General features: G+C 42.3%; 1 protein-coding gene and 1 pseudogene. Both read left to right on the top strand.

Going from position 1 to position 1,976, the window contains the following annotated elements; genetic code table 11:
• Positions 1-699, top strand: a 699-nt coding sequence (locus L5M17_RS22810; RefSeq protein WP_263149284.1) for a flagellin, incomplete at its 5' end; no start/stop codon positions are given.
• 398 nt (positions 700-1,097) lie between these two features.
• Positions 1,098-1,976: pseudogene (locus tag L5M17_RS22805) on the top strand (flagellin); the annotation flags it as partial.

Here is a 1,976-nt window from a genome sequence, read left to right as displayed (position 1 = left end):
ACAACCCTGTCTAGCTTAAGCGCCTCGGATGTCGGTACTTTCTCTGTTGTTGCTAAAGATGGCACAACAAAAGATAGTTACAATTTAGCGACATACAAAGGTGATTCAGCGCAACTCGCGACTGACTTAGGTAAAGCGGGATACGATGTTAGCCACGATAAAGAAACAGGTGTCATTAGTATTACAGCTAAGGGTGTTGCTGGTGTAGAAGTCACTGGTTACTCTGGCGGTACAGCAGCGTTAGGCGGCTTAGCTAGTGGAGCAAACGCCAGTAAAACGTCTGAACTTAAATTATCTTCACCTGAAAAATTTGCCATTAAAGGTACAACAGCTAGCGAGCTGCTCGGTGGCGGTGTGACTGCAACTGCTGGTAATTCAACTTTAAACGCAGTGAGTAAGGCTAATATTAGCACTGCAAATGGCGCCCAAGATGCAATAGCTGTGATTGATAACGCTTTGGCCGGAATCGATGCGCAGCGTGCAGATTTAGGTGCGGTTCAAAATCGAATGAGCTTCACTATTAATAACTTAGGCAACGTGCAGACTAACGTGGCTGACGCCCGTAGCCGTATTCAAGATGTTGACTTTGCTAAAGAAACTGCGCAGATGACCAAGCAGCAAATCCTATCTCAGACCTCTTCGGCTATGTTAGCACAGGCTAATCAGTTGCCTCAGGTGGCGTTATCATTACTGGGCTAATCCTTAAATCGAGTAATAGAAAATGAGCTAATGCCCAAGTCTCTATTTAAACAGTTGTTTAGACAATGTACTTGGGCATAGTTATTTTTCCACGTTTCATGCTATTAATTTTATTTTTGTGAATAAGCAATATAATCAGACCATCCATAAGAATTTGCACAGCTCTCAGCTTATTTCCTTCTCCCTTTCTTTTTATTCCTTATCAATCAGGTAGTTGCAGAGGTATGGTTCATTGTGATGATTGCAAATGGATATATTTTTTCAATTATTTAAATAAAAAATTAAAGTAAGCCAAAGTGCTGCCGTTAAATTGAATGTAACCCATGAGATTGGCCTGGCTTAACGTCATTACAGCAAGACAGGCACTAACGTAACGTCAGGTAAAGAGGATATATTTTATGGCTATTTCAGTAAACACCAACGTGACTTCAATGAATTCACAGAAAAACCTCACTAATGCGAACAATGGTTTGAAAACTTCAATGGAACGCTTATCTTCAGGTTTGCGTATCAATGGCGCTAAAGATGATGCGGCGGGCCTACAAATATCTAACCGTATGACGAGTCAGATTAATGGTTTAGACGTAGCAATGCGTAACGCGAACGATGGTATTTCAATTGCGCAAACTGCCGAAGGTTCAATGCAAGAATCGACTAACATTCTGCAGCGTATGCGTGACCTGTCTCTACAATCTGCTAACGGTTCTAACTCTACTGCTGACCGTGAGTCTATGCAGAAAGAGATTTCTTCATTACAAACTGAATTAACACGTATTGCTGACACGACTTCTTTTGGTGGACAGAAATTACTTGATGGTAGTTACGGTAGTCAAAAGTTTCAGGTCGGTTCAAACGCAAATGAAACGATTTCAGTATCGTTGTCTAGCACTGCGGCGAATAAGATTGGTAATCACAGCGTTTCAGGAAAAGGCACTAAATTTGGTGTAGAAACCGCGGGCGCTTTATCGCAAGGTACAGCCGATGATGCAGCTTTTGCTGTTAATGGTAAGACTGTAGCTATTACGGCTGGTGACAATGCTGCCAAAGTCGCTGATAACATTAATAAAGCAGGTGCAGGCGTTAAGGCTGAAGCCTCAGTTACGACAACCCTGTCTAGCTTAAGCGCCTCGGATGTCGGTACTTTCTCTGTTGTTGCTAAAGATGGCACAACAAAAGATAGTTACAATTTAGCGACATACAAAGGTGATTCAGCGCAACTCGCGACTGACTTAGGTAAAGCGGGATACGATGTTAGCCACGATAAAGAAACAGGTGTC

It is taken from the genome of Shewanella sp. SW24 (assembly GCF_025653395.1).
GTDB classification, from domain to species: domain Bacteria; phylum Pseudomonadota; class Gammaproteobacteria; order Enterobacterales; family Shewanellaceae; genus Shewanella; species Shewanella oncorhynchi.
This window is presented reverse-complemented; position numbering and strand designations above follow the sequence as displayed.